The organism is uncultured Algoriphagus sp., from assembly GCF_963974835.1.
Taxonomy (GTDB): domain Bacteria; phylum Bacteroidota; class Bacteroidia; order Cytophagales; family Cyclobacteriaceae; genus Algoriphagus.
The window spans coordinates 961525-988169 of record NZ_CAXBET010000001.1 but is presented as its reverse complement, the minus strand read 5'-3'; the positions used below and the strand labels follow the sequence as shown (position 1 = coordinate 988169).

Annotated in this window: 21 protein-coding genes; 13 read left to right on the top strand and 8 right to left on the bottom strand. The window is 39.9% G+C overall.

What is annotated here, in order from left to right; translation table 11 throughout:
- Positions 1–73 precede the first annotated feature (73 nt).
- The 4 genes from AACZ73_RS04340 to AACZ73_RS04325 all read right to left on the bottom strand — a co-directional run bounded on the left by AACZ73_RS04340 (position 74) and on the right by AACZ73_RS04325 (position 7655).
- Positions 74–1810: a family 43 glycosylhydrolase gene (locus AACZ73_RS04340; RefSeq protein ID WP_339875720.1), complete on the bottom strand. Its 1737-nt coding sequence runs from the start codon at positions 1808–1810 to the stop codon at positions 74–76.
- 178 nt (positions 1811–1988) lie between these two features.
- The gene (locus tag AACZ73_RS04335; RefSeq protein WP_339875718.1) at positions 1989–3509 is read right to left on the bottom strand and encodes a RagB/SusD family nutrient uptake outer membrane protein; all 1521 of its coding nucleotides are present in this window, start codon (positions 3507–3509) and stop codon (positions 1989–1991) included.
- A 27-nt stretch (positions 3510–3536) separates the two neighbouring features.
- Positions 3537–6614, bottom strand: coding sequence for a TonB-dependent receptor (locus tag AACZ73_RS04330; protein ID WP_339875716.1), 3078 nt, complete (start codon positions 6612–6614; stop codon positions 3537–3539).
- Between the two features lie 495 nt (positions 6615–7109).
- The gene (locus AACZ73_RS04325; protein WP_339875714.1) at positions 7110–7655 is read right to left on the bottom strand and encodes a 2'-5' RNA ligase family protein; all 546 of its coding nucleotides are present in this window, start codon (positions 7653–7655) and stop codon (positions 7110–7112) included.
- A 144-nt stretch (positions 7656–7799) separates the two neighbouring features.
- On the opposite strand from AACZ73_RS04325, the gene AACZ73_RS04320 reads away from it, so the two are divergent.
- Together AACZ73_RS04320 and AACZ73_RS04315 are read left to right on the top strand one after the other, a co-directional pair.
- Positions 7800–8714 carry a universal stress protein gene (locus tag AACZ73_RS04320; protein ID WP_339875712.1) on the top strand — a complete coding sequence of 305 codons (915 nt, stop codon included), beginning with the start codon at positions 7800–7802 and terminating at the stop codon, positions 8712–8714.
- 337 nt (positions 8715–9051) lie between these two features.
- Positions 9052–9723, top strand: a complete 672-nt coding sequence (locus tag AACZ73_RS04315) for a class I SAM-dependent methyltransferase (protein ID WP_339875711.1) — start codon at positions 9052–9054, stop codon at positions 9721–9723.
- Here AACZ73_RS04315 and AACZ73_RS04310 read toward each other — a convergent pair.
- Complete coding sequence (locus AACZ73_RS04310; RefSeq protein ID WP_339875710.1) at positions 9720–11507, bottom strand: ABC transporter transmembrane domain-containing protein; 1788 nt, start codon at positions 11505–11507, stop codon at positions 9720–9722. The two genes, AACZ73_RS04315 and AACZ73_RS04310, sit on opposite strands and share 4 nt — an antisense overlap.
- A gap of 264 nt (positions 11508–11771) precedes the next feature.
- The gene (locus tag AACZ73_RS04305; RefSeq protein ID WP_339875709.1) at positions 11772–12371 is read right to left on the bottom strand and encodes a hypothetical protein; all 600 of its coding nucleotides are present in this window, start codon (positions 12369–12371) and stop codon (positions 11772–11774) included.
- 181 nt (positions 12372–12552) lie between these two features.
- On the opposite strand from AACZ73_RS04305, the gene AACZ73_RS04300 reads away from it, so the two are divergent.
- Positions 12553–16155, top strand: a complete 3603-nt coding sequence (locus AACZ73_RS04300) for a hypothetical protein (protein WP_339875708.1) — start codon at positions 12553–12555, stop codon at positions 16153–16155.
- Positions 16156–16162: 7 nt separating this feature from the next.
- Here the strand turns inward: AACZ73_RS04300 and AACZ73_RS04295 are convergent, their stop codons facing one another.
- Both AACZ73_RS04295 and rbfA read right to left on the bottom strand, forming a co-directional pair.
- A complete protein-coding gene (locus AACZ73_RS04295) occupies positions 16163–17392 on the bottom strand; it encodes an FtsX-like permease family protein (RefSeq protein ID WP_339875706.1) in 1230 nt (409 codons plus the stop codon).
- Positions 17393–17403: 11 nt separating this feature from the next.
- Positions 17404–17790: a 30S ribosome-binding factor RbfA gene (gene rbfA, locus AACZ73_RS04290; protein ID WP_339875705.1), complete on the bottom strand. Its 387-nt coding sequence runs from the start codon at positions 17788–17790 to the stop codon at positions 17404–17406.
- Between the two features lie 155 nt (positions 17791–17945).
- On the opposite strand from rbfA, the gene AACZ73_RS04285 reads away from it, so the two are divergent.
- The 10 genes from AACZ73_RS04285 (at position 17946) to vgrG (ending at position 26640) form a co-directional block, all read left to right on the top strand.
- Positions 17946–19259 (top strand): hypothetical protein, encoded by a 1314-nt coding sequence (locus AACZ73_RS04285; RefSeq protein WP_339875703.1) that lies wholly within the window; start codon positions 17946–17948, stop codon positions 19257–19259.
- A gap of 305 nt (positions 19260–19564) precedes the next feature.
- Positions 19565–20200: a response regulator transcription factor gene (locus AACZ73_RS04280; RefSeq protein WP_339875701.1), complete on the top strand. Its 636-nt coding sequence runs from the start codon at positions 19565–19567 to the stop codon at positions 20198–20200.
- Between the two features lie 161 nt (positions 20201–20361).
- On the top strand, positions 20362–20952 hold the full coding sequence (locus tag AACZ73_RS04275; RefSeq protein ID WP_339875700.1) for a DUF4255 domain-containing protein: 591 nt from the start codon (positions 20362–20364) through the stop codon (positions 20950–20952).
- A 2-nt stretch (positions 20953–20954) separates the two neighbouring features.
- Complete coding sequence (locus AACZ73_RS04270; protein ID WP_339875698.1) at positions 20955–21572, top strand: hypothetical protein; 618 nt, start codon at positions 20955–20957, stop codon at positions 21570–21572.
- Positions 21573–21602: 30 nt separating this feature from the next.
- On the top strand, positions 21603–22997 hold the full coding sequence (locus AACZ73_RS04265) for a phage tail sheath C-terminal domain-containing protein (protein WP_339875696.1): 1395 nt from the start codon (positions 21603–21605) through the stop codon (positions 22995–22997).
- 34 nt (positions 22998–23031) lie between these two features.
- The gene (locus tag AACZ73_RS04260) at positions 23032–23463 is read left to right on the top strand and encodes a phage tail protein (protein WP_339875694.1); all 432 of its coding nucleotides are present in this window, start codon (positions 23032–23034) and stop codon (positions 23461–23463) included.
- Positions 23464–23466: 3 nt separating this feature from the next.
- Positions 23467–23964, top strand: a complete 498-nt coding sequence (locus AACZ73_RS04255) for a phage tail protein (protein ID WP_339875691.1) — start codon at positions 23467–23469, stop codon at positions 23962–23964.
- Positions 23965–23974: 10 nt separating this feature from the next.
- Positions 23975–24145: a DUF5908 family protein gene (locus AACZ73_RS04250; protein WP_339875689.1), complete on the top strand. Its 171-nt coding sequence runs from the start codon at positions 23975–23977 to the stop codon at positions 24143–24145.
- A complete protein-coding gene (locus AACZ73_RS04245; protein ID WP_339875687.1) occupies positions 24145–24861 on the top strand; it encodes a LysM peptidoglycan-binding domain-containing protein in 717 nt (238 codons plus the stop codon). The genes AACZ73_RS04250 and AACZ73_RS04245 overlap by 1 nt, the downstream gene beginning before the upstream one ends.
- A 9-nt stretch (positions 24862–24870) precedes the next feature.
- Complete coding sequence (vgrG, locus tag AACZ73_RS04240) at positions 24871–26640, top strand: type VI secretion system tip protein VgrG (RefSeq protein WP_339875685.1); 1770 nt, start codon at positions 24871–24873, stop codon at positions 26638–26640.
- The last annotated feature ends 5 nt before the right edge of the window (positions 26641–26645 follow it).

The window sequence follows — 26645 nt, the reverse complement described above, 5'->3', positions numbered from 1 at the left end:
ATTTGAATAAAATTTAATGAAAATAGCCGGATCTCTCCGGCTATTTTTTGTCTACACAATTGAGGATTTTTAGTTACTCTACCTTTATTACTTCTACCTTTTCGCTTACACCATTTTCATTGATTGCTTCAATAGTGAAAAAGTAATCTTTGGTACGATCCATTGTTTTAAGCCAATATTCGTTGTTGCCTAAAACCATAATACTGGTATAGAGTTTATCAGGGGCAGTACCATAATAAATGTTATAAGCGTAGGCATTATCCAAGGGTTTCCATTTGATAAAAGCACTTCGCTTATCTTTTTCAGTTCTTAGTACTACGAAGTCCTTTACTTTTCCCGGAGCCTCTCCGTTTCCATTTCCAAAAATTCTGAATCCACTAAGTGCAAATTTTCCAGTTGGCATATGTACATTTTCCAATTTGATAAAGCGTGCCTGGACCGTCTCGGGCAGTTCAATATAATCATGTGGTACGTCAGTCAGATTGGAACTTTTGTCCACCAAGACTTTCCATTTTCTTCCATCGAGAGAATAATGCAGAATGTATTGATGGTATTGATCCGTGCGTTTACCCAAACGATCTGTAGCCACATCCTGATCTGCATAGTTTATTTGTACGGCGTTGACAGTACTTATTTTTCCCAAATCTGTCTGAATCCATTCTCCCTTTTCGCCACTTTCAGCGCTCCAGTAAGTTTTGAGATCTTCATCATTGGCTTTATTAGCAGTGTAATTCCCCAAAGTAGAAGATACAGTCATTGGCTTGTCATAATTAAGCAACATCCATCCGGTAAATTTGCCCGGAGTCTGAGAATCAGGAAGATAATGCGGATAGTCTCCAAAAGCTAAATTCGACCACATCACGCCATCCTTATCAAAACCGGCAGGCCATATGCCAAGTCTCCTTTCAAAAGTGTTTTTGACTGATATCATAATGGTACTCACATGCCAATAGTTTTGATTTGTGTCCTGAAAAGTTGCCCCATGACCGGCACCTCGTGCAAAACCTCCAAGCTTTATGCTCAATGGATCAGACTGTGGGACAAATGGGCCTAGTGGAGAATCTCCCACTACTACCCCGTCAGCATATCCGCTAAATTCTGTTCCAGGCGCACCGTATTGGAGATAATATTTGCCATTGTGGTTTGTCATATGAGCTCCTTCCATAAATGGATCTAAGAATGTATTATCCATGTGCTCTCCGAACCTTTGCCACCCAAATCGCTTTGGCTCCAGCAGATACATTTCCTTCCTCGTTCCAATAGGATCCAGAGTTTTGCTATCCAACTCTATCCCGTAAAGTGGATACTTATTTGAGCTTCCATTGTACATGTACAATCTCCCGTCAGTATCAGTGAAAAAATCTGGATCCCAGCCTCCAATTTCAAACTTCTCTACCAAGGGTTTCCATTTGTTTCCAATCGGATCTGTACTCATCCAGACTGTAAAGTCTTTTTCATAAGTAGAACCCATTACGATTACTGTATCTCCCATTACTCCCACAGCTGGTGCGCATAATTCATCGTATACCTTATTCCACGGTCGAAGAAATAGTCTTTCATGAAAAGTCCAGTCCAGCAAATTACTACTACTCCAATAACCCCATTGGTTGGTACTAAAGAGCAAATAGTCACCTTTGTAATTTACAATTACCGGATCAGCTGTAGCACGATGTCTACCCCACTCACTGAAATTGGGAATAGGAGTGTATCCGTAATCTATATTGATGGGGTTGCAGTAAGTAGTCTGCTGAGCTAAGAGCGCGAAATTCATCTGAAAAACCACTAAAAGCAAAAATAGGTATCGGTTCATAATGGGCATATTAGGTAGTTAAATTTAAAGAACTATACCTGAAATGTGCTTACCAAATCTTCGTTTCCACGGAAGCAGAAAGACTTATTTTATTTTGAGCAGATCTATATCTCTATTATCAGAAATAAAAAAGTCCGACCATAAGGCCGGACTTTGATTCTCTGTATTTCAGATTAAATTAATAACCTGGGTTCTGTTCGATAGGAGCAGTATTGTTATTCTGCAATTCTGAAAGTGGGATAGGCCAAACAAACAGGTCACTGCTATAAGCCAGTGAGTGATCAGTAGGTATGGCAATTGACGTAGTATAGAATTCAATACTAGTTATAGATCTAGAAGTAGCTTTAGGAGGTATACCATTCATATCACCAGAACCTGAAAGTCTGTGAATATCTGGCCATCTTCTTCCTTCTGCAAGAAATTCTATTCTTCTTTCATTCCAAATCGCTGTAAGTAAATTAGCTCCGAGTCCATCTACTGTGTAAGCAGGTACTGAAGCTGGAAGTGCCCGACTTCTTACTGAGTTTAGTAAAGTAACTGCTGCAGCGGTATTTGCACCACCTAATCTTGCATTTGCTTCAGCTGCATTTAGTACTACCTCTGCAAATCTCAAAATATTATTAGGATCTGAGTATGTAGTTGCATCTGTATATTTATCCGTGAAAATACCTAAGGCAGATCTTGTAGTCAATAGCGTTCTACGAGTATCCTCAGGATTCCAGAAATCCGCTCTCCAGATGATTGGACTGATTTTCACCAATCCTCTAGCTCCAAGGTCTGGGTTACCATACATAGCTGGCAAAGCTCCATTTACACCTGGATTAGAAGTAGCGGAATTGATAAAAGAGAAGATATTATCTGTACTTGTGCTTCCTCTAAAAGGGGTAGCTGGACTAGCAGTCACAGCATACTTTGTAGCGAGCTTATTGTACTCAGCCAATACTCCTGTCCAATCTTCCATATGAAGCTTGATTCTAGACTTCAAAGCAATTGCAGCACCTTTATTTGCTCGTCCTGCATCTCCTTCAGGAAGAAATCCCTCTGCAGCATCCAGATCAGCCAATAATTGGGCGTAATCCTCGCCTACGGTAGTTCTACCTACTGCTTCTCCATCAGGAACTTTAGTTACATCATCAATACCAAAAGTTCTGTATGGAATACCCATAGCTGATGGATCATCAGAATACGGTCTTGCAAAGTGAACCAAAAGCTCATGGTGCGCCAAAGCTCTCAAAAACAGCATTTCGCCTTTGTAAGCATTTCCTTCTTCAGAAGTCAACACGCCATCGGTAACTGCTACATCTAAATTTGTAAGAATGATGTTCAACCTATTGATCATTCTATAAAGTGATATCCACATCCCCTGATTATTTGCAGAGTTAGGGCTGTAAGAATTATTATATGTGATCTCATAGAATGCTTGATCATTATACATATCCTCTCCTCTCATATCACCCTGCTCCACATTTGCAGCACCAAAAGGATAGCCTCTTTGTACAGCATCTGCATAGAAACCACGTTGCGCTGACTCATATACACCCAATACTGCCGATTCAATTCTAGGTGCAGTAGAGAATGCTTCAGCATCAGGAATCAAGTTTGCAGGTGACAATTCAGTTACATCACAGGCAGTAGTAAGGCCGACTACAGCAAGCCCCACAAGTACCATTTTGATATTTTTTATTGCGAATTTTTTCATTTCATTATTCTTTTTAGGTCCGATAAATTAAAAACCTACGCTTAGGCCGAGTGTATATGTACGCACGATAGGAGCGACATTCCAATCAACTCCGAACTGCCTTTGATTTGAATAACTATTCGCTTCAGGATCCAATCCAGAATATCCTGTGAAGGTAAATGGATTCTGTACCTGGGCGAAGAATCTTGCATTGGAAATAGCTCCGTTGAATGCAGATTCCAAAGCAGCTGCAGGAATAGTATAGCCCAACACAATATTTTGGATTTTTACATAATCACCTTTCTCCACAAATCTTGAATTGGCAACTGAGTTTTGCCACATGTTCTGATCTTGACCTGAGTATAGCTTCGGCACATCAGTTACCTGACCGCTTTCAGTCCATCTATTAAGGATACTTGCGTGATTATTAGAGAAACCCATTCCAAGCAATCCTCTTTGGGATTCATTTAAGATATAATTACCACCTGAGAATCTGGTAAAGATTTCTGCGTCAAAGTTTCCAAATGTAAAGCTGTTTGACCAGCCTCCTTGCCATTTAGGTAAAGTACGTCCAAGGAAATCTTGAGTTGGACCAGAAGCAGCTGTAGACACATCAGATGGATTAGCAGGATCGTATGTCTTGAATCCAATGGCACCTGGCGTTAAGTTATACTGAACAATATCATCTCCAGAATAGTACATTGGGTTACCATTAGTTGGGTTAACTCCAGCCCATTTAGCACCGTATAGTTCCCCAATTGACCTACCTTCCTGAGTTCTGTTATAAGCGCTTGTGATAGGGCTATTCAAGTTAGTAAGTTCATTTTTGATGAAGGTAACGTTGAAGTCAGTATCCCAGGAGAATTTCCCTCTATTGATGACATTGGAAGCTACTCTCAGTTCAAAGCCTGAATTAGTCATTGCGCCAATATTTTGGTTAATGCTGTTACCAGGAACTCCTAAAGATGGAGCTGTCGGTGCTGCCAGGATCAAACCATCCACATCATTATTGAAATAATCTGCGGCAATTGTCACCTTTCCGATTGTTAAATCCAACCCAACGTTTAGTTTTTTGGAAGTTTCCCATTGAAGACCTGAATTGGCAATTCTGTTATAACCAATGCCAGCGCCTGCTCCACCCAATACAGGAGCATAACCGCCGAATGCAGCAAAAGAATCAATATCTGTGTTACCAACCTCAGCATAAGAAGCTCTAAATTTCAAATCAGAAATCAGCTCAGAATTGAAGAAAGCTTCGTCAGAAACTCTCCATCCAACAGATCCCCCAAAGAAGGTACCTCTTTTGTTATCCCCTACTAAGTCGGAAATACCATCATTTCTAAGTGTAAATGATGCTAAGTATTTGCCTTTGTAGCTATAGTTTAATCTACCAAAATATGAATCAAAACCTCTTTCCGTATAACTACCTGATGAGAATTGATTGTTATATGATCCTGTGATCAAATTGTTTCTTCTGTAATAATCATCAGAAATATCTGTTCCGGATCCGCTAAAACCGTAATACTTAGCAAATTGATATTCCAAACCTGCAGTTACATTCAAGCTATGATCTTCAGCAAAGACTGTCTGATAGTTCAACGTATTCTGCCAGTTCCAAAGGAAAGCAGGGTTAGTAGCCATGTATACGCTACCGTTTGAACTTCTACCATCACCATGTCTAGCATCTAAAGACTGGAAATCATCTGCCAAAGTCAAATCGACACCTATTTGGCTTCTCGCTGTCAATCCAGTCACTATATCAACTTCACCATAAGCATTTCCTATTACTCTGTGCGTGCGGCTTCTATAGATATTATTATCGATCACAAATCCAATGTTCGGAATATTGTTGTCCGGTCCGGCAAGGTTATTTCCAAATCCTGTCGTAGCTCCATTTGGTGTAACATTATATCCGTCAAATGCTGTATTTTCCTCATCGTAAATAGGCACGTTTGGTAAAGCACGGGTTGCATTGTAGATCGCTCCCGATAGAGAGTTAGATCCATTGTTTAGACCCAAAATCTCTGTATATGAGTACGACATTGACATTCCTAATCTTACAGCTTTTGAGATACTGTGGTCGACATTTGCTCTGAAAGAATATCTACTTAATTCATTTGGCTTAACTGCTGACTCCTGATCTGTATATCCTAATGAAAAGAAATACTTTGTAGCAGCAGATCCACCTGAAATGGAAAGATTGTGCTGCTGCACAAATCCCTTTCTAAAGATAAGATCTTGCCAATCTGTATTGACACCTGGATTTGCCAATGCTGGCTGGTTAGCATTTGTTCTTTTCTCATTAGCAATGATAACAAACTCATCACCTGTCAGTAAATCAAATGTGTCAACTGCTTCGTTGAAACCCATAGACGTATTATAGCTCACTTTTGCTTTTCCTTCAGCACCTCTTTTAGTGGTGATCAATATCACACCATTTGCAGCTCTAGAACCGTAAATCGCAGAAGCAGATCCATCTTTCAATACTTCGAAAGAAGATATGTCAGATGGATTAATGTTTGCCAGTGGGTTAGAATCATTGACAGCAGACCTGTCCGAACTTACTACGGGAACTCCGTCAATTACAATAAGGGGACCAGCTCCAGCGGTAAGTGAATTCACACCTCTGATACGGATAATGGGAGCAGCTCCCAAAATACCACTTGGTGTTGTAATTGATACGCCTGGTGCACGACCTGCTAGTTGCGACTCAAAAGAAGGCGCAACTAAGTTTTCGATTGATTTAGAATCAATGGAAGTCACCGAACCGGTTATCTCTCTTCTTTCCTGAGTACCATAACCTACTACTACCACTTCGTTAAGTGTCTTTACATCCACGTCCATTGTAACATTGATAACGGAACTGGAACCAATTGGCATCTCCTTAGTCAGGTAGCCAACGAAGCTAAATACAAGAGTGGTCGCATCAGCGGGAGCATCGATAGAATAACTACCGTCGAGATCTGTAATTACGCCTTGCGTAGTACCTTTCACCACTACACTCGCACCCGGTATGCCCTCAGGCTCTTCGGCCGAAGTAACCCTACCAGTGATGGTCTTACTTTGCGCCAGAACTGACGCGAGCGTCAGAATGGTGAAAGCAAAAGCTAATAAAACTTTCTTCATAGGTTGAACATTTATGTTAAGTTATTTTTATTACGAATATGATCGGAAAGTTTCAAATCAAAAAAAAATAGCATTGAATCAAAATCAAAATCTAAAAATAGATTATACTGAAAAAATGTTAAAAGATTAAATATTACAAATTTTCACCCTATTTCGAGCCTAAAACGAAATAAAGTTTCATTAATACCTTTAATGAAACTAATAATCATTGTTATTTACAAGAAAAAATATACAAAATATCGAATTACAAAGTTTTGCATTTAGTAATAATCACCTAATACTAAACTTCAACTCAATTTTGACGAACAATATTCTTCCCCAGATTAAAATAGGATTAAAAAATTATTAAATCTATCGTTACTGAAATTTCATGATTTGATCGAATAAAAATAATATTTCGAATAACTTAAGAAATGAGAAACATTATACTTAATCAAAAAAAGATATAAAAAAATCATTTCTGATCTGAATTTCTCTTAAAAAAAATCAAATTCTTCAAAAACTCTCCCCTAATTTCAATTTTTTTGAGCATTTCCATGTGGTCTCAATTCTTTTTAAAAGCATAATATGACTTACTTCTAATTTTCCATCGATATTCATTTCAGTAGAAAATTGAAGCATATTTTGAAATTGGGAATTCTTAATGTCTTTGAAGGCTATAGTCATATGAGGATGAAAATTCCTATCACTTAACTCATTAACTAGGTTCAATTCTCTTTTACAAAAAGAGTTAAGAGCTTTTTGAAAATCAAATAATTCTTGTCCAGCTTCTACATTTAGGTAGATAACTCGCTCTCCGAAAGTACGAACACCAGATACTTTAACAGTAATAGGATCATATTCACCCACAAACCCGCTTAGCTTTTCTATTAGCTTTTCCTCTTTAGCCTCGTTGTAAACAAATGGCATCTTCACTGTAATGTGAGCAGGGGATTTAAGTGCGTACTTCGCTTGAAACCGATCCCGAATTTCCAATTTCAAACCTGTAATTTGCTCCTGAAACTCCCCTTCTGGAACTATCGCCAAAAAATACTTTTGCATCACTTTCATTCCATCTGCCTTAAATTCTTGTTCGATTCATCAGGCTAAATTACCTCGAAAAAGAATTCATCAGGTAAAAACAAAAAAACTATTCGATAAACTGGATCAAAGCTTTAAATTAAGGGGAATTAACCCCAAACAGCTATGAAGTATTTTTATAAGGTCATGATAGGCCTCGACCTTACCGAGATGGATGATATCCTGATCAAAAAAACAATTATAATTCTCAAGTTCTTAGGAATAGATAAATGTTATTTTGTGCATGTCGCCAAAGACTTGGCAATTCCCCAAGAAATATTAGATAATCATCCTGAGCTGCTAGCTCCTGGTGATGAATCCATAGAAGCCCTGATTCATGAAAAATTAAAGCAGTACGATTTTCCTCCATCTATGGACATAGAAGTGTTCGCAGAGGAAGGCGCTCATCCTCTGGATACTTTTGTGAGATGGGCTAAAATAAAGGATGTGGATTTGATAATTATGGGCCGTAAGGAAACGCTAGAGGGATCTGGCTCTTTGGCAAAAGGTGTCGCCAAAAAAGCACCTTGCTCCATATTACTTCTTCAGGAAAAACGACCTCCGGGTCTACCGAAGAAGATCATGATCCCAACTGATTTTTCAGATCACACGGATTTGATCTATGATTTTGGGGAAAGAATATCCGAGGAATTAGATGCGGAATTAATACCTGTCCACTTATACGATGTTCCTCACGGCTACTCAAAAACAGGAAAGAGCTACGAGGAATTTGCGGAGATAATGAAGGAAAATGCCAAGAAGGATTACCAACGCTTTATCAATAAATTTGGCCATAAAGAACTTGAATGCCATTTTATTCTGTATGAAGGCGATACGCAAGGCAAGGCGCTGGTGGAAGAAGGTCAAAAGCTCGGTGCAGATATGATTCTACTTGGTTCAAGAGGTAAGACAAAATCCGCAGCGATTCTTTTAGGAAGTGTTGCAGAAAAGTTGGTAATGGCCAATAATGTGCTTCCTATGTTGATCTTTAAGAAAAAAGGTGAGACTATGGGATTCTTTGAAGCACTTTTTAAAGTGTAGAGAGGTTTTCTCAAAAACTGACCTGATCCACCTGCCCTTCATACTAATGGAGGGCTTTTTTTGGATCCAATTTTTGCTTTGGAAAGTCTTTTGTAAATTTATTTAGCAAAAGAATTTCTCTCTCTCACTACTTATGGCCATAAAAACAAAAAGTCGCGGGTTCAAGTGAATTCTTCCAGCTCAAAATATAAAATCAGAGTTTTTAGGCCCAAGAAATGAAAATAATTGAACGTTAGTCCCACTTAGCATTCATTTCAATTTCAAAATTGAGCAAAGAATCCCCGAGGCTGATTACTTTTGTGATTATTTATTAGCCGAAACGCCTTTAGGGCAACGCATGAGTTTTATTTCGAATTTATTTTCACCTTCCGACAATCCCAACTCGTTGGGAGCAAAATTTAGAAACCAGAGACAAAAAGATTTTGAAGAGTTATTCTTTAAGAATTTCTCCAAAGAAGATCCAGTAAGGGTACTTGATTTGGGCGGAGCATCCTATTTCTGGGATACGAGCAGGCTACTCACTATGCCAAATATTGAAATCGTACTTCTCAATTTACGCAAAGAAAAAACCTCTCACCCAAACATTAATTCTGTGGTAGGAGATGCCACCTATATGCCGGAATACGATGATAATAGCTTTGATCTGGTATTCTCAAATTCTGTGATAGAGCATCTATATTCTTGGGAGAATCAGAAAAAAATGGCAGATGAAATTATGCGTGTGGGGAAAAAACATTTTATCCAAACACCTAACCGAACCTTTCCTATAGAAGCACATTACGCAATTCCATTTGCACAATATCTCCCTCATGATTTGCTATATTTTTTCCTTACCAAAACAAAACTGAGCAGGCTCCAAAAATGGAATCCAAAAGATGCTCAGCAATATTTGGATGAAATACGTCTGCTTGATATCAAGGAAATGCAGCTACTGTTTCCAAACTCTAAAATGTACCAGGAAAAATTTATGGGATTGGTCAAATCAATTTGCGCTCACAATTTGTCTTAATCAGCAAATTGCAACCGGACTAAGTTTGCATAGAAGCCATCTTCTCTTCCAAGCAAGTCTGTATGATCACCTTGCTCCACAATTTCTCCATCGCTCAGCACATAGATCCTGTCTACTTTTCGGATAGTTGCCAATCGATGGGCGATAATTATTGTGGTTCTTCCTTTCATCAACTCATCCAAAGCTTCCTGAACCAAATGTTCTGATTCTGCATCCAAAGACGAGGTAGCCTCATCCAATATAAGAATGGAAGGGTCTTTTAATATCGCTCTGGCAATGGCCACCCTCTGTCTTTGTCCACCGGAAAGCTTGACTCCTCTTTCTCCCACTAAAGTATCTAAGCCGTCAGGGAATTGGGAAATGAATTGCCAAGCATTGGCTTTTTTAGAAGCTAAAATGAGTTCTTCCTCAGTCGCATTCGGTTTTGCGTAAGCAATATTTTCTCGAATAGATCCCCCGAAAAGCAATACTTCCTGAGGCACCATGCCTACATGAGAGCGGAGATTTTGTAAATCCCACTCATTCAATGGACGATCATCCACCTTAATTGAGCCCTTCTGTACGTCATAGAAGCGCATCAGCAATTGTATAATGGTTGATTTTCCCGCGCCAGAATGTCCGGCCAAAGCTACTTTTTCTCCAGGATTCACATGAACAGTCAGGTCCTTCAATACTTCCATTTCAGGCCTGGTCGGGTAGTGAAAACCTACGTGATCAAAGGTTATTTTTCCTTGGAAATTAGCAGTTTTTTCTCCCGTTACTGATTCTGGCTCTTCATCCAATATTTCCAATACCCGCTCTGAAGAACCTATAGCTTTCTGTACTTGTCCATATATGTCACCCAAGCCGGCGATCGATCCGCCAATGAACGTAGTGTAAAGCACAAAAGAAACCAGCTCACCAACACTCATATCCCCCGAGCTCACCAAACTCGCACCATACCACATCACAGCCACTATTCCTCCAAACAAAGCAAAAATTATAAATGAGATAAATGCTCCCCTATACTTTGCCGCTTTTAGTGCTACACCCACTACACGATTCAGTCCAGCACCATATCTGGTGGATTCAAATACTTCTCCTACAAAAGATTTCACAGTACTGATAGACTGGAGAGTCTCCTCCACTATCACGTTGGCTGCGGCCAGTTCATCTTGTGTGCTTTTGGAAAGCTTTCGGATAAATCTCCCAAATACCATCGCAATCACTACCAACACAGGAAAAGTAGCTAACATGAAAAACGTCAGCTTGGGGGTATTGACCATGAGAAAAATAACTCCTGCTACTAGCGTAACCACCTGTCTAAAAAGCTCCGCTAATGTCACGGAGAAAGTATCCTGAAGCATACTTACATCTGAGGTAATTCTGCTGATTAATTCTCCCGTCCTTCGCTTATCAAAAAATGTCATTGGCAAGCGTACCATTCTTGAATATAAAGCAAGGCGAATATCCCGCATGGATCTTTCGGATACCAATGCAAAAAGCCAAACCCTGAAAAATGAGAAAATGCTCTGCACTGCTAATATTCCTACCAAAATCAGCGCAATGGAATTAATATCGCTGACTATCCAATTCGTTCCTTGTGCAGTATCAATAAGCTTCCCTGCCACGAAAGGGAATGTAAGCAACGTCAGGGAAGAAAATAAAAGGAAAATAAGCCCCAAAAAGAATGATCCTTTGTAAGGCATTAAAAATTGAAAAATGCCTCCCAGTTTACTTAAATTCTGCTTATTCAACTTCCTCTTTTCATTCTCTTCCAAAGCAGTTCCTCTTTTCTTAGCCATCCTTTAATTTTGGTATTGAGGGCACAAACTTAAAGCTTTTTTGCAAGGATTTCTGCAGTAAAAGTGAAAGGTTTGAATAACAGCTATGACTAATAAATGAAGGGAAGAAAAAATGCGAATTTATTCCTCACAAATTTCCACAGAAACAATCCAATTAATGCTAGTTAGATTTCCAGCATTTAAGCATCTCATCCTCACATTTTGCAAATCCTTTGACCCGTTCTATAAATAAACTGCTACAGATCTAAATGAGGAAGTAAGCCACTACCTGCCCAATTGCGCATCAACTAATTCCCGTTTTAGCTTTCGCTCCCGATCAAGCATATTCTTGCGGTGATTGTCAAATTCCTCCTGCACTTCAGCCAAATCTTTCTGAGCCTTTTTGATTTTTTTAAAGCTACTGAAATATTGAAAAGAGAAAATAGCTAGCGCTCCTGCTAGCACAGCAACTAGTATCCACATAAAAGAGGAATAGACTGCTTTATGAATCCCCATTCCTAAAAAAGAAAAATTATCCTTTTCAGCGATCGCTTCCTGTTTCTCTGTCTCAGTAGAAACCAGCGTATTATTTAAGTTTCCAATAGAATCTTTTTGGCTTGCTATCAATCCTTTAAGATCACTCACTTCCTGTCTCATTGTCCGCATAGAATCCAGCATGTTGGACTTGAGCTGATCGAGATTGGTACGCTTTACTACTTTATATTCCTGGAAGTTATTTGAGATGCTGTAGATATAATCAAACTGGCTATCGATAGTGCCGGAATCTAAAGAACCTTTATTCTCTTCCACTTCTTGAGCATAGGAAGTCGAGAGAGAAATCATTAAGGATAGTAGAATCAGATTAAGGCGGAATAATATTTTCATCGGGAAATAAATTTTCAAACTGTAATGAAACGCTTCAATCCCCAATAAACATGCCTTGACAAGCTTATGCAAGTTTGAATTTCATAAATGTATAAATATTTAGTTTATAAAAATATCACTTTTCATTGATTTTCAGACAATTAAGATGTATTTTAAATTTATATTTTTAATCTAATTTTTTATGAAGCTCAAGACACTTAGAATTTGGCTTTTTTTATTGCCAGTCATCGGAATCATTGGAGTACTCCTGTATGTACAAGCTACAAATAATCAGAGAGAGCTAGAAAATCAACTCCTCCGAAGCATGGAAGCATCCAAAAATGACATCGTGAGAGCATTAAGCGATTACTACGACAGGGTAGACGCGTATTTCATGCAGCACGGAGCATCCATTGCAGCCAAATCTTTAACGACAAAAGAAGAGTCAAACAAGTTGACAATCATAAATCCTTTCAAACCCGCCTATTCTAACGGAAGGATTTTAAATGAAGACTTCCAGCCAAAAGATAGCCTTTTCATTAAAAACGGAGCTATTTACAGGAAAGATCTTAAGGTAAAAGTTGATAAAATAATCGACGAATTAAATAAGCAGAATATTCTTAAACCTTTGCAGATCAGGGACGAAAGAAAAAATGCCGTTGATCAAAATTCTGATGTTTCCTTAGTTGTCGACTTGGAAATCCCAATTTTTGAGCTCCTTAGAAAACAAGAGACCAATAAAATTTTCGAGCGCTTTTTCCTTACAGATAAAGTCGGAAACATAGTGTATCCCGATACAGAATATGGTGTTAGCTTGTTCCAGCCCACCGATTTGAAAATCGATACGCTAGGAGTTACCCATGCAGGAGCATCGATGGTCCCTATTAAGTTTTCTGAGAAAGAATCCAGGGCCTACATTTCCCCCATCCAGATTAATAGTCTAAAACTCTACACAGTAGGCGTCATCTCAGAGGACACCCATCAGAAAGTAGGTCTGCGGCTTAATTTCACTGTCCTCAGTATACTTCTTTTATTTTTGATGGTGCTGATAGCGTTGATCCCGATTTTGGGAATAATGAATCTGTCCAAAGGCGACAACCTAACTCAGGACAAAGTGACCAAAGTGGGTATTTCCTTATTGCTTCTTACAGTCATCATAGGATTTGCCAGTGCACAGTTTAAAAATAAACCAGATGATATAGGCTCCAAAAAGACGTTGGTGGATAGTCTTTCAGCATCTCTTGAGGATTCCCTTACATTTTATCAGCATAAGTTGAAGTCAATGATCAAATCTAATAATTGGACATCAAAAGAATCCAACTATAACGAGCTTATCTGGTTTCGGGACGATGGCTTTGTAAGGAAGATTTTCTACAGAGGGAAAGATGAAACGCTGGATTTTCAAGACGCGCCTTCCTCTGTAGACCTTAGCACCAGGATTTACTATTCCTATTTCTATGACCAAAGGAATGTCAACAATCGGAATGGCTTCTTTTTAAACTCACATTATAGCCGGTTTGATGGAGAACTTGAATCAGTAATCTCCAAGAATTTCTACGCAAATGATGAAAATGAAAAAGGTGTAAGAGCAATTACTTTCCGCTTAAACACGGATCCAAGTATCAGCGAAAATTATAGATTTCTTGTTTTTAAGAAAACTGGAAAAATCTTGCTGAAGAGCAAAAAAATAACGTCTCCGATCGACAATATCGAAGAAGGAATAAGTCCTGAAAAATGGCTGGAAATCAGCTCACTGATGGAAAACAATACAAATTCTCATCAGCAGATCCGTACTTCCTTATATCTGAATGGGTACCAATACAATGGCATACTGAAAAAAATCAGTGGAGTTAATTACGATCAGGATATTTGGATGCTTTTTTTGGTCAATACAAATTTGTCGCATTCTTATGCATCTCTTGTCTCAGCAGAGTCGCTTTTATTTGTTTTAGTTTATTTCTTAAGCTTAATTTTTAGTCTAATCATTCAAAAAAATTCCCGCAGATTTAAAAATAAGCACGGTACAAAATCATTCTTATTTTCCTGGCTGGAACCCACAGAGTCAAACCTTCCTCATCTAACATACCTTACTCTTTGCCATGCATGCTATGGAATTCTCTTACTGATCATCTATTACAATTGCGCAATCAGCCACATCTATTTCCTTGTTTTGATGATTTTTTCCGGCTTTTTGGTGTCTTTAGTCAACCTCTCCACATCTATTGGAACTGACCCTTCCCTAGATCAAACAGAATTTAAACTGAAGAAATATTCAGTTAGGACGCTTATACTGGGAGGGATTGTGGTTATGCTGTTTTTATGGATTGCACTCCAAATCCACGAAATTGTAATTCCAGCTTTGTTTTTGTTATTGATATCATCAGGCTTCATCTTAGCATGGTTTTTTTTAGTTAAACCCGTACAGAAATTACTATTTGTACGCAGCAGAGTAATGACACTTCCTATGTTCCTGGGAGTTTGGTTTTTGATTATCGGGTTTCTTCCGGGTTATTTTATAATGTCGAAAACACAGCAATTCGAACAAACAGTTTGGGATAAGCAGCAACTGACGATAAAAAAAGTGGCACTCGAAGAGGATATTGACCATACGCATCTGTACGAAGAAAGCAGAAGAAACTGGCTGTCCCTGATAGCAGATCCTTTTGATAGCAAAATCAGTAATTTTATAGCTCCTAACATTGAGACCATTCATGATGCTGTCAGAAGTCCTCAAAAACTAAACCCGACTTTGAAGAGCATTTTTCAAAATGGGACGATTGCATCGGTGTTCTTCATCATGTTTGTACTGCTCACCAAACAACTTCAGAGTATCATTTTTTTTCCGATTTTGGTGTTGAAGACCAAGCCTACCAATTTGCATTCACAACGCATATTTATTACCTGTCCAGACTCCGCTCTAATATTGGATTTTGTAAAGCAACACATTTCCCAAATCGATAATCTGGAAATTATCGACTTGTCAATGATGGTTCCCTTCGCAGACATTACTTTGAATCCTGTTAAAAGCATTTACCTCTTCATTAATTTCCACTGTAGAAAAGATAAACTTGAAGTAATCAACTTGATTGGCAAAAAAGATTTTAAGGGAAAGCAGATGATCATGACCTCTGGCAAAACTTGGCATGAGACATTTTCCACAATTGAAAATATTGACGATAGGATACTTTTTGCTGAGACATTCAGCGATTATGAATTCTTCATTTTACCTCTAGATGCAAGTCAATATTCTTCAGAATACAAGGGTGTGGTTAACCCACTTTATCTTCAAGCAAAAAATGAAGAGGAGCTTCAACTATCCACAGCCAAATTCGCAGACATTTGGTCGGAGCTGAATTTTCAGGAAAAGTTAGTTTGTCATGAATTTGCCCTGGAAAGGTTTTTAAACAAGGCGAGGTTAAAAACCATCCACGAACTGTTCAAGAAAGGCCTTTTGGCCGAAAAGGATGCAAAACCAAACTCCTTAATAAATCACTCTAAAACAGAATATTGGAAACGGTATGAATTCTTTAGCCGACTGTTCCAGATTTACATTCTCACCTATGTGAGCGAAGAAGAAATCAAAAGTTTCAGTGAATTTGAAAGCAAAAACGGCAATGCCCATCTCATCCAAGTTTCTGCTTTAAGCTTTGTGTTGATTTGCTTTGCCTTGATTGGTTTCTTTAACAGATCATTCTTTGATCAAATCTACGCTTACCTGACAGGTTCAGTTGGTTTGATAGGAAGTATTTATACTATATTAAATAGTGGCATAGCCAACTTCAAATTTGGCAAACCCAAAGCCTGAATGTGCACTATACTTCCTTAACGGTATCAACCTGAGAAGCAATCCAGGCAGGTCTTGAAGATGCTAAAAAAGTAATTCCGATCATCGCTAAACTTATCCAAAGGAAGTCGCTCCAGATCATTTTCACAGGATAGGCATCAACTACCGCAGAAGTAATCCCAAGTGACACCAAACCAAAAGATTGCTGAATCCAGCATACCAAATAGCCAAGAATCAACCCTATCAAAGCTCCGCTAAACGCAATCAGTGCTCCTTGCTTTAGAAAAATTCTTCGGATTAATCTTTCCTGTGCTCCCATGGCTTTCAGCACAGCGATGTCTTTCTTCTTTTCGATAGCAAGCATACTCAGAGAGAAGAAGATATTGAAAGAGGCAATCGCCAGAATAAAGGTAAGGGTGAGAAAGGTAAATAGCTTCTCCATTTTGACAGTGCGGATTAGCCCGGCATGTTGCTCGTCCGCATTTTTCACTAGGAAATCATCACCCAAATGAGCCTTCAGGCGTTTATGAACATCACTTATAGAATATCCCTCTGCTACTTTTACTTCCAATGAAGTTCTTTTATCACCATATTTAAGCAGATCCCGGACAAAGAAAAGTGGAGCAATCACGTATTCATCATCAAATTGGCGCTCTCCAATACTGAAATAAGCCACAGGATCCAATACTGCTGATGCGTAAAATTGGGAAGGATCTATGGTAGCTGCACTTCTAGGGGCTTTTGGGTAGTATATCTTGAGCGGGACATTCACATTATCCAGATTCACAGAAAGGAAAAAACCCACGCCCCGGCCTAAAATTGCAGCCGGATTTAGTTCCGTTCCAAGGGTAGTATCTCCCCAGAAATAACCTCTTGAGAATCGATCCTGATCCAGAAAATTATCCGAAACACCCTTTAATCTGCCAATCATCTGATTGCCATTATAATCCAGCAATGCATTGTCTTCAATCACTTCTGTAAGAATAGCTACTCCATCCACGCTTCTGATGCTATCCAGCCATTCCTCACTGGTCATAAAGCTTTTTCCGACGGTAGCCTCAATTTTCAGCTCAGCATCAAAGCTGGCAAAAAGACCTCTAATCAGATCCTCCAGCCCATTAAATACAGACATGACAATCACCAACGCCATCGTGCCCACGGCGACTCCTATCATAGAAATCCTGGACAAAATGGTGATGAAGTTCCGCTTCTTTTTGCTGCGGAAATATCTGGAGGCTATGAAAAAACTGAGATTCAACGATAGCTGTATTAATCCTCTTCCTCTTGGTCTTCTTCCTCTTCCGGAGCCGGTGGGATAGACAAATTGGAAATTACTTTATCCATATGCTGGGCATAGGCAGCAGAATCGTCAGGGAAAAAGGCGATTTCAGGAATTACCCTTACTGATTTCCCGATTCGCTTAGCTAGCTGATGTCTGATTTCCTTCTTGTGCTCATTGATCAAGTTAAAGGTAGCTTCAGGCTCCGCCAGCAAAAAGCTGAGGTAAACTTTTGCCAATCCCAAATCCGGGCTCATCAACACTCTTGTGATAGTCACCATAGCCCTGCCGACTAGATGTTTGGATTCTTTTTGAAATATATCACCTAGCTCCTTTTGGATGAGTTTGGCGTATTTTTGTTGTCTTTTACTTTCCATATAAAGTATTTGTGGTACAAATTTAGCGAAATAGTTGGGCAAGCTTTAATTTCGGGCAAAACCAACCAAACACTCTTCTCCAATTTACCTTGTTTAGCTTTTTCAAATTAAATGATCCCTTCAGGCTAATCGGCATAGGAATATACATTCTGTTGTTGACAATCGTCTATTTGACTCTCAATCCTTTCCCGATCACCAATCCACAATTGATGTGGATGCTGCTTGGAGAACGGCTTGGACAAGGGTATTTTTTGTATCAGGACATCATAGATGACAACGGGCCACTTTCCGCAGGGTTCTTTACTTTCATGGATTGGACCTTTGGGAGGAACTTGTTTGCTTATGAAGTAGTGGGTAGAGTTTTAATATCACTACAGATACTTTATTGGAACTCCATGTTGATCAAGTTCCGTGCTTTTGATGTAAATACTTACCTGCCGGCAATCATCATGGCAGCATTATTCCATTTTTCCTTTGACATGTTGAGCTTGAGTCCAGTGTTGTTAGGAAGTACATTTCTGATATTAGCTCTTGGTCAACTGTTTTCCCAAACAGTTCTTCAGAAGGATACAAGTGAATCTACTTTGCTAATAGGAATTTATGCGGGACTAGCTACGGGGTTTAATCCAAATTATATACTTTTTCTTCCCTACATGATATTTACGGGTATTGCCATCAGTAGCTTTTCCTTTCGTCAATTGATGCTTTCTTTAGTTGGATATTTTCTTCCTCTTCTGCTGATCTCCGTATTCTATTTTTGGAACGATGGACTGGAAGAAGCGATCCAGATCTGGCCACTCACTTTTCTTTCCCAGAAATATGAATACCAGTCTCTGTTAAACTGGCTGATTATTGGAATTTTCCCTCTTTTCTTAGCTGTGGTTGGCTATTTTATGGCCACAGTCCTACGTGGCTCTACGATCAATCAGCAAAAGCAAAGGCAGCTCATCATAATTTGGCTACTCTTTTCGGTTGCCGAGTTTTTCGTTATCAAGAAGCAGGCTGCGTATCAATTGGTGATTTTGATCCCTGGGCTCACCTATTTGATCACGCAATTTTTCCTGAACATCAAAAAAGAATTTATCGGCAAAATCGCTTTTTATCTCCTCGTCATAGGTCTTCCTGCATTCAGTTTTTGGTATTGGCAAAGGACTATTAATGATTCAGAGTATTTTGTGGATAAAACCGATAAAGAATACACGGGAAACATTTTGGTGCTAGGGGACAATCTTAGTCCGTATCTAGAATCCAGCTTGGGAGGTCCGTTCCTGAATTATCGCTTGAGCAAACTATACCTAGACCAAGAAAGAGGTCTAAGGGAAAAGGCGAGACTCTTTCAAATGCTTCAAAAGCAAAAACCTGCTATTGTGATAGATCCAAATGGAGATTTTGAGAAATTACTTAAGCAATTCCCAGCGTTGGAGGTACAATACAGCAAAACTTCAACTAATATTTTTAAGCTGAAGTAAAAATTACTAAACTCAATTTTAGCATTGGTATTAATCATTTGAATATCAATGTAATAAAAGTTACTTTTAGATAGGCCTTGTTAGCGCATTTACCTGGCTTTTTCATTGAAAAATTTCTGCAACTTAAAATACCCTAAACTCTTCGGAGAATTCAAAGTTGCCGGAAATAGTTAATCCTTTGTTTACCAATAGTGAAAAAGCTCAAGGTTGATGTGTGCAAATCTTGCATTTCAAATCTTTAAAAGTTGAGAAAACTGAGCGAATGCAAGGCTCTTTTTAGTCCTATATTTTTAACTATTGGTTCAATGGAGCAGCACAGTATAATTAGCGAATGCACCTTACTTTCTGAAGGTCTTCAGCACTATCTTACACTCAACAGACCAGCAAAAGTGGATATGATTTCTCTGAAAGAGATCAAAAATAAAGGAATTACCTCTTTTAGTGTGAATCACTTTATTTGGCTTGATGTAATTCCTGAAATCAAAAAGCTTGTCAAATTAACCCAGAGTCTGTGTCACCAAAGACCTTTGCAAAAGGTATTGGTATTCGGTGAATTCAGAGATTCAGCTAGAATCAGATCAATATTCAAGGCCGGAGCTTCTGGATATTTGCTTTCCAACTGTGGAAAACAAAGCATTGATGGAGCTATTCAGCAGCTAAATAATGGGGGTTATTTTGTAGATCCACAGTTGCTTAACGTATTAGAAGAAAGCCTTTTTCAAGCCAAGCCTGTCCTGTCAACAAACAATCTATTGACCAAAAGGGAAAAACAGGTGCTACAACTAATCGTAGATGAATATACGACCCATGAAATTGCAAATAAACTTTTTATCAGTTTCTGTACGGTCGAGACCCATCGCCTTCATTTGATCCAAAAGTTGGGGGTTAGAAATATGGCAGGTTTAGTAAGGGAAGCCATTTCTGCCAATTTAGTCCAATGATATCCATGAATTCCATGAGTTTTTAAAATCCATGAATACATGGAATTTATTGCAGGCATAATTGGTCAAATTTGATATTTCGTCTCAGAATTTAGACGGTAACCCTTCTCTGGGTAAACGTCTTTTTTCAGAGAAATTTTTGGCACCTTTTATTCTGCACCATGATAGATCAAGTTTTAAGTGCAATAGTTGAATTATTGAATGACCATATTGGCAATACCGAACCTGAGGTTTTGTTGGGAAATCTTGCCTTGATGGATTCCTCCCAGCAGGGTGCAGGCACAAATATCACCGATAGAGTCATTATGTCGGTGATCAATATTCAGGAGGAAAGTACGCTTCGAAATAACCCAGCCAACAAGCAAATCTATGACACTGCAGGCCTTCCCCGAGGTGTCTCCAGAAATCCCGGAATATACCTCAATGTCTTTTTGCTGATAGGTGCGAATAAAGAACAATACAGTACTGGACTTCAACGGATTTCACAGGTCATATCATTTTTTCAATCCAATTCCATCTTCACGGAAACACACATTCCCGGACTTTCAAATTTTGGGCTGGACAAAATCCTCCTAGACTTATACTCAGCCAGTTTCGAAGAACTTAACCAACTCTGGGGAATCATGGGAGGGAAATATATCCCCTCCGTGGTCTATAAAATGAGACTGGCATATTTCAGCAGTATAGAGGAAGGAATGGAGATTCCATTGGTGAAAACAATTGACTCCCAATTCACTAATAAGCGGCTATAATTATGGACAGGATTCTCGACAAGTTTGAAAAGTTATTCTCCATCCGAATTGCCCATGATGCCTTTCCTTTTGCCCCAACAAATGGTGGCTTCTTGACTCCACATGTCAGGATTAATCCTGATCCTACTACCGAGTCTATGTTTAGGAAGCATGCCATCCACTATCGATGGAAGAATGATATCTTGCTCTGCTTCGTAAAAATCCGCAACGGGGAAGATGCTCCATATTTCAGATTGCCCACGAGTTTCAGTGCCCGCTTTTTTATCAATCTGGGTGATCCCATAATCTCTCAAACAGCCGTAGCAGCTGATCACGGAAAGGGAAATATTTATCGCTTTCGGATCAATGTCAGAGCCTCGGCTACTTCCATGACTCTAGCCACTGCCACGCTAGGGCCCATCGCTTCTCTTGAGCCCGTGAAAACATTCAATCCAGGGAATCCAGGCTCTTGGAGCACGAGCATAGAAAATCTCAAGGGGGAGTTTGGAGTCATTGATCTGGTGACCGAAGGCTCTAGCACGCATCGATTGTATACGGACGTGTCAAATCAGCTTCTCTTTTACACCTCAGCCAATGGTAATGAAAAAGAACACCTGTTCACTATTCATTTAAATAATTAAAGAAAATTATAAACTAAAAATTATTTTCAAATGTCACAAATCAATGAATCCGCAATCAAGACGCCGGGAGTTTACATAAATGAAATCCCGCTCTTTCCGCCATCGGTAGCTCAAGTAGAGACTGCAATCCCCGCTTTTATCGGATACACGCAGATCGCCGTCAATGAAATCGGTGAGCCTCTGACCCAAGTGCCTACTAAAATCTATTCCTTAAAAGAATATGAAACTTACTTTGGCAAGGCCGAAAGTGAAGAAGGCATAAGCCTGACAATAATAAGGGAAACCCTTGCCGCAGATGCCACTATCACGGATCCATCTGAATTCACCATGTATTACAATCTCCGGATGTATTTCATCAATGGTGGAGGACCTTGCTATATCATATCTATAGGCAGCACTACTGACACGCCTGATTCGGAAGATTATGATAATGGGCTACTCGCCTGTGAAGCAGAAGATGAGCCTACCATCATTGTATTCCCGGATGCAATCAATACACTTGATGAAGGTGATTATTATACGTTGATGTCTTCAGCCATTGACTTGTGTGCAAAGTTACAGGATCGTTTTACCCTAGTAGATGTCCATACTCCGGGTACAAACAACACTACAACCATCAGTGGTTTCCGAACTGCCTTTACAAAAAATGACAATCTCAATTATGCAGCGGTCTACTATCCTTCACTGAAGACAACCTTTGATTTTGAATATAGTGAAGCGGATGTGGATGTAGTTATCAACACTGGTGGAGTAGATGCCGCAGCAGTGACTCTGGCATCTCTTCGCAGCAGTGAGACCGCTATCTACAATGCCTGTTTGGCCAAAATCAGGGAGAAATTGAGCCCTACTTTACCTCCTTCCTCTGCTATGGCAGGTGTCTATGCAAAAGTAGATGCCTCGAGAGGCGTCTGGAAAGCACCGGCAAATGTCTCTCTGAATGCAGTCTATGATCTAACTGCCAAAATCAGCGAAGCAGAACAAGGAGGAATGAACATCGATCCTACCACTGGCAAATCGGTGAATGCCATCCGAATGTTCCAAGGTAAGGGATATTTGGTCTGGGGGGCTAGAACCTTGGCTGGAAATGACAATGAATGGAGATACGTCAATGTGAGAAGGTTCTTCATTATGGTAGAGGAATCCTCCAAGAAAGCTACCATGCAGTTTGTATTTGAACCTAATGATGCTAACACCTGGGTGAAATTACGAGCGATGTTGGAAAATTACCTGACACTATTATGGAGACAAGGTGCGCTGGCTGGGGCAAAACCTGAACATGCCTTCTATGTAAGATGCGGGCTGGGCCAGACTATGACTGCTCAGGACATTCTCGAAGGACGACTCATCGTCGAAATCGGCATGGCTGCCGTCCGTCCAGCTGAGTTCATTATCCTACGTTTTTCTCACAAAATGCAGGAGTCCTAACCACTTTTTCTTAAAACTTTAAACCAGAATCATCATGGCTAATTATCCTCTTCCAAAGTTCCATTTTCAAGTTGATTGGGGTGGAACAAAAATCGGATTTACTGAAGTGACAGGTCTAGAAGTGACCATAGAGCCTATTGAGTACAGAGATGGCGCTAGCCCTGAATATTCCAAAATCAAAATGCCAGGAATGCAGAGCTTTTCCAACATTACACTCAAACGTGGCATTTTTAAAAGTGACAATGAATTCTACTTGTGGTGGAATACAGTGGCTTTGAATACTATTGAGAGAAGAGACTTGATCATTTCGCTCTTGGACGAAACCCACGCTCCAGTAGTAGTATGGAAAGTAAAAAATGCCTGGCCAATCAAAGTACAGTCTACCGATCTGAACAGTACTGGAAATGAAACGGCTATTGAAACCATAGAAATAGCTCATGAAGGGCTCACCATTGCAAACGAATAAGCTATGTTTCCTTATCCACCAGTAGGATTTCATTTTTCTGTCGTATTCCAATTATTTCCTCAAACCCCGAATGATTTTAGGTTCCAGGAGGTAAGTGGTCTGGACATGGAAATGCAAATGGAAACCATCGTAGAAGGAGGCCAGAATAGGTTTGTATGGGAGCTGCCCGTCCGGGCAAAATATACCGACCTGATTTTGAAAAGAGGAATGTTTATCGGCTCCGGGATTTTGATGTGGTGCAAAAATGCCTTCGAAAACTTTGTCTTCGAACCGGTGAATATCATCATCAGCCTACTTAATGAAAACCATATTCCTATCCAATCCTGGTACGTAGTCAATGCGATTCCTAAGAAATGGTCGGTTTCTAGTTTTAACGCCGAGCAAAATTCCATTGTTATAGAATCCATTACGCTGAGTTACCAATATTTCAACATCATCAGTCTGGATTCTGCCATTTCCTTGGTAGGCAATATCAGTGCATCAGGAAGTATTGGAATTTAATCCCAAAGATATGCCCATCGAGATACGAGAACTCCAAATCAAAGCAACCATAGGATCAAGTAATATTGATTCAGCTTCGCAAAGTTCAAAGCCTGCAAACCTGGATCGAATGAAGCAGGAGATTGTGAAAGAAGTCACTGAAAATGTGTTGAGAATGATTCAATTAAAATTGGAAAGGTAATGCTAGATCTAAGTCAAAAAGCTGAAAAACTATATGTCCAGGCCTATCGGGATGCAGAGTATCGAGAGGAGGTCTCCGGCAATAAATTCAATGCCTTAGTCAATCCCGCAAGCTATAGGGTTGCATACAAATTTGAATTCGATGAATCCCAGGCTCCAGGCACCTCCGGAACCAACATGAAATTCAATAGAATCCTTCCCGGAGATTTTAATTTCGACTTTTTGTTTGATGGTACCGGCGTGGTGAAAGATATGTCTGTGTTGAGTTTGGGTATTGCCAATCCCTTTGAAAAACCGGGAACTGTGACGGAACAGATCGAAGAGTTCAAACAAAAAATCATTGATTACCAGTCCGAAAAACATCGCCCCTATTATTTGAAAATCCATTGGGGAGAACTCCTATTTAAAGGTGTCCTGAAACAGATGGATATAGAGTACAAGGTTTTTGCACCGGACGGCAAACCTATCCGAGCTATCGCCAAATGTCAGTTTGCAGAAAGTATCGCAGATGTAGAGAGAGCTGCCAGAGAAAACCGGGAAAGTCCTGACATAACACACGAAAGGACATTTGGAGGTTCTGATCGATTGGATTTGTTGACTGAAAAAATATATGAAAAGAACACATACTACATCCAGGTAGCAGAATTGAACGCTCTGGACAGTTTTAGAAATATATCTGCCGGATCCAAAATCTATTTTCCCCCATTAGCTAAATAATTTAACTCCATGCCAACCTCAGCAACCAGAGACGTAGTCACTTATAAAATCCTATTGGGAAATGCCCCTTTTTCCAATCCGGATCAAGAAGTGTCTGGACAGATTCAAGTTGAGGAAATGATCATATATAATGAGTTGAATAAAATCCCCTATGCCACTATCAAAATATTGGATGGCTCAGCAGCAGACTCCGACTTTGCGATCAGCAGTAGCGGAGAGTTTGCGTTGGGAAAAAGCATCAACATACAAATGGGCTACAGCTCAGATGATGAATCAGTTTTTAGGGGAATCATTGTTTCCAAATCACATCTGGTGACATCCACTAGATCCAATCTTTTGCTTACCTGCAAACACGAGTCGGTAAAGATGACCATCTCCCCAAAAAGCCGACACTTCAATGACCTTACTGACAAGGACATAGTAGAGCAACTTTTAAGCGAAAATGGGCTTACTGATTTGGATATTCCCTCTTTTGGAAGTGCCCATGAGCAGCTGCTTCAGGCAAATGTGTGCGATTGGGATTTTGCGATGAGCAGGATAGACTCCACGGGCATGGCGAGCCTCATCAGCGGGCCGCAATTCAAAGTGTTGAAGCCAGACCCTTCCCTTGATCCTGTGGAAACCCTCACCTATGGCGCTAATATTCTTTCTCTCTTTTCAGAAACTGATATCCGGTCTCAAGCTACGGCGGTAAAGGCATTTTCCTGGGATTTTACCAATCAGTCCGTCCTGGAATTAGAAGGAACCGATCTGGCCTCGGCTTCTCCCGGCAATGTCCAAGAATCCACAATGGCCGAATTCAATGGGCAGGAATTTGAAATCAGGACCTCTGGGAAATTCACCAATGAAGCACTACAGGGAATCGCTGATGCGAAAAGACAGAAGCAATTCCTATCCAAAATAAAAGGTAAAGTGACCTTCCCAGGAACTGCAAAAGTCAAACCTGGAGATTGGGTTATGCTGGAAGGTCTTGGGGATCAATTCAACGGAAAAGCTTTTGTGAGTGCTGTACAGCATGAAATACGCCTTGGTAATTGGGAAACTGAGGCCACCTTAGGCTGGCAGGAGGATTTTTTCACAGAGAAATTCAACCCATCCTCAACCAGCTCTTCTTCAGGTCAGTATTCCCGGATCCAAGGACTTCATATAGGCATTGTCACAGACATCATGGATCCCTTGGGGGAAGGAAGAGTCAAAGTCCGGTTGCCATTGGTCAACCCCAATGATGCGGGGATCTTTGCCAGAGTGGCCACCTTGGATGCAGGGAATAATCGAGGAATATTTTTCCGGCCTGAGATTGATGATGAGGTCATCATCGGTTTCATCAATGATGACCCTTCCCACCCGGTGATCATTGGGATGGTTCATAGCAGCGCCAAACCCACTCCGATGCAGCCTGAAGAATCCAATGATAAAAAAGGATATGTCTCCAGATCAGAAATCAAGATTACCATTCATGACGGGGACAAAAGCATTGTCATTGAAACTCCGGGGGAAAGAAAATTCACCTTGGATGATACTGCTGGGATCATTCAAGTGGAAGATGCCTCGGGGAATGTAATGACCATGGATTCCAGTGGAATTGTCCTGGAATCGTCCAAGGAGATCATGCTAAAGGCCGGGACTACCCTAAGTTTTGCGGCACCGGAAATAACCATAAAAGCAGATGCAAAAATAAGTGCAGAAGCGGCAGCTGGATTAAGTTTAAAAAGCAACGGTACCACAGATCTCGAAGGTGCTATGGTAAATATTAAAGGAAGTCTTGTCAAAATAAATTAATAATA